General features: G+C 55.3%; 1 protein-coding gene. It reads left to right on the top strand.

Annotated elements, in window-relative coordinates; all coding sequences use genetic code 11:
• The first annotated feature begins 385 nt into the window (after positions 1-385).
• On the top strand, positions 386-547 hold the full coding sequence (locus tag XCSCFBP4642_RS26305; protein ID WP_235048266.1) for a hypothetical protein: 162 nt from the start codon (positions 386-388) through the stop codon (positions 545-547).
• The last annotated feature ends 35 nt before the right edge of the window (positions 548-582 follow it).

Below are 582 nucleotides of genomic sequence, written 5' to 3'. Positions count from 1 at the left end.
CACCTCGTTGGCTTCAGGTGACAGCAGCATCCACCCAGCGCGGCGCAGATCCTGCGACAGGCGGCTGATGGTCAGGGCTAATCAGGAAAGATCATGGACCAGTCACTGAGTCGTGCTTCCCGTGAGTTGAGCGAAGCCGGTTGCGATGTACCTCGATACGTGCAGCGGGACGGCACCGTCAGCGATGGAAGCGCGGCCCCACGCTGGTGGCTGGGCCAGGTTCCCAAATAACGGATTTAGATTCACTTCTCACAAGCTAGGGTCGTTACCAAATAACGGGACAGGTGGCCTGGAGCCGCTCCTCTGATTACGAAATAAGTGAACCTGGAGCCGTCATTTCGAACCGTCATTTCGAACAGCGCAACAGCTTGCCGATGCCTTAGGTTTGCCGCTGCCTGCACTCTTCACCGATGAAGACGATCCGGTTGAAATAATCATCTTCTATTCCAAAATCTCAAAAGTGCAGCGGCAGTTAATGCTTGCTCACTTTAAGGATGGTCTGATCAACGCAGCCGGAAAACGAAACACGCCACATCCGCCGCGCTGAGGGCGCTCAAACCCCCGGTTTTTTGCCGTTTTCGG

The organism is Xanthomonas cassavae CFBP 4642 (assembly GCF_000454545.1).
GTDB classification, from domain to species: Bacteria; Pseudomonadota; Gammaproteobacteria; order Xanthomonadales; family Xanthomonadaceae; genus Xanthomonas; species Xanthomonas cassavae.
This window is presented reverse-complemented; position numbering and strand designations above follow the sequence as displayed.